The organism is Nocardia violaceofusca NBRC 14427 (genome assembly GCF_963869435.1).
GTDB lineage: Bacteria > Actinomycetota > Actinomycetes > Mycobacteriales > Mycobacteriaceae > Nocardia > Nocardia aobensis.
In genome coordinates, this window is record NZ_CAWMPM010000069.1 from 1 (window position 1) to 2122 (window position 2122).

2 protein-coding genes and 1 pseudogene are annotated in these 2122 nt (G+C 66.4%); 2 read left to right on the plus strand and 1 reads right to left on the minus strand.

Going from position 1 to position 2122, the window contains the following annotated elements; genetic code table 11:
• The coding region (locus AC5592_RS34335) for an SDR family oxidoreductase (RefSeq protein ID WP_157122447.1) at nt 1-316 on the plus strand (316 nt) is incomplete at its 5' end.
• Nucleotides 317-773: 457 nt separating this feature from the next.
• Nucleotides 774-1814, plus strand: coding sequence for an amidohydrolase family protein (locus AC5592_RS34340; protein ID WP_063066583.1), 1041 nt, complete (start codon nt 774-776; stop codon nt 1812-1814).
• 55 nt (nt 1815-1869) lie between these two features.
• On the opposite strand, the pseudogene AC5592_RS34345 reads toward AC5592_RS34340, so the two are convergent.
• Nucleotides 1870-2122 (minus strand): annotated as a pseudogene (locus tag AC5592_RS34345) (acetaldehyde dehydrogenase); the annotation flags it as partial.

Sequence of the window (2122 nt, forward strand, 5' to 3'; positions counted from 1 at the left end):
CAGTCTGGCCGCGGAATTGGCGGGCACCGGCGTTACCGTCAACGCGTTGCATCCGGGCGTGGTCGCCACCGACATCTGGAATCGCGCCCCTGCTATCGCGCGTCCACTGCTGTCGGTGCTCAAACGTGCCGTGATGGTTTCGCCAGAGGAGGGCGGGCGGCGGGTGGCCTACCTGGCCGCGGATCCAGCCGTCGCCACCATCACCGGTGAGTACTTCGAGGACAACCGAATCCGCCAGCCCTCCGAACTGGCCCGGGATGCCTCGGTCGCCCAGCATCTGCGCTCGGTCAGCGATCAGCTCACCGGCCTGGCGTGAGCCCGCTCGTATCGACCGGTCCGCGCCTCGTCAGCCCACGATCGGCCCGCGATGGCGGGTCTGCCTGCTGAGCTCGTCCTGCATGACGGTTCGATCCGCCGGTCGCGATCGTCAGCCCCCACGGCGCGGAGACAGTGACCGGCAGACACTTCGAGCGCAGCACCCGGTCGAGCGTCAGCGCGCGAGCCAGGCGTGTGCCGTCGTCGCGCACGATCGCCGATTCGGCGCCGTAGGAAGTACCACCGGAGTTACCCTTCCCGTCCGCGCTTGTCATGACGCCTTCCGCCCAGTTATGATGAAATCCTCAGTTATGGTACAAGTGTCCCCGGACGCGAAATGATCAAGTTGTCAGAATTGTGACTAGAGTCATTTTGCCGACAGTCTCGTCGTCGCGTCGAACTTGGATCAGGCGCTCCGGTAGCCGTCCGGCGAATTACGGCCGACGAAGGAAACCACGTTGTCGAATGACCGCATAGATGTCCATCAACATCTGATCCCACCGCTGTACCGGGAGGTGCTGGCATCGCACGGCATCAGCGCGGCCGGCGGTCGGGAGCTGCCGCGGTGGAGTGCGGAAGAGGCCCTTCGGATGATGACGGGGGCGGGGATTGCCGGGGCCGTGCTGTCGGTCTCCACACCCGGCACCGCCTTCCTGACCGACGCTCGCGCGGCGGCAGAGCTGGCCCGCGACCTCAATGACTACTCCGCGGCGCTTGCCGCCGCCCATCCGGGCCGTTTCGGATTCTTCGCGACACTGCCGATGCCCGACGTGCCGGCCGCGGCCGCCGAGGCGGAACGCGCCTTGGACACACTCGGCGCCGACGGAGTGGTGTTGTTGGCGAATGCCCGGGGCACCTATCTCGGCGCCGACGGTCAGGACGACCTGTTCCGAGTGCTCGATCAGCGCTCGGCGATCGTCTTCGTGCATCCCGCGGACCTGACAGCCGATCCGGTTCCCGGTATCCCGCCCTTCGCAGCGGACTTCCTACTCGACACGACCCGGGCAGCATATCTGTTGGTGCGCAACGGAATCCGTCGCCGCTATCCACGGATTCGGTTCGTGCTCAGCCATGCCGGTGGATTCATTCCCTACGCCGCGCACCGGATGGCGCTCAGCATCTTCGATCAGACCGGCGCCAGTCCGCTCGATGTGCTCGACGACTTCGCGAGCTTCTACTTCGACACCGCTCTGTCGGCCAGTGCCGCCGCACTGCCGTCCCTGCTCGCGTTCGCCGAGCCCGGACATGTGCTCTACGGCAGCGATTGGCCGTTCGCACCCGAACCGGCGGTGCACTATTTCAACGCCGGTCTCGATACCTACCGCGGTCTGGATGACGCAGCCAGACATAGGATCGAACGCGGCAACGCGGCCGCGTTGTTTCCCCGATTCGGGGCATCGGCTCCAGAGATCGCCCCGCCGCCGCGTTCCGTTCGCGTCCGGCGGCAGCTGCGCGAGCAGGTCTTTCGAGTGATCGCGCGGGCGGCGAGCAAACGCTGACCACTTTCTGCTCGGGGCACGCCATCCGCGACCGCGCGACACTATCGGCGGACCGTCACTTCACGCTCGCCGAGGTGGTGGCGGCGATACGCTCGGCGACACGCAGTGCCGCCGAAGTCATGAGGTCCACATTCGCGGCACGAGTTGCGCACTCCACCTCCAGGGACACCGAAACCTGATGGGTCACCGCAGCACCGCCGGCGGGCGGATGCGGCGAAGCGTCCGGCAATATCGCGGTGATCTGCACAGGCTGCTTCAGTCGGTAGCCCGGAATGTAGGCCGCGACGTCGGCGATCATGGACTCGATC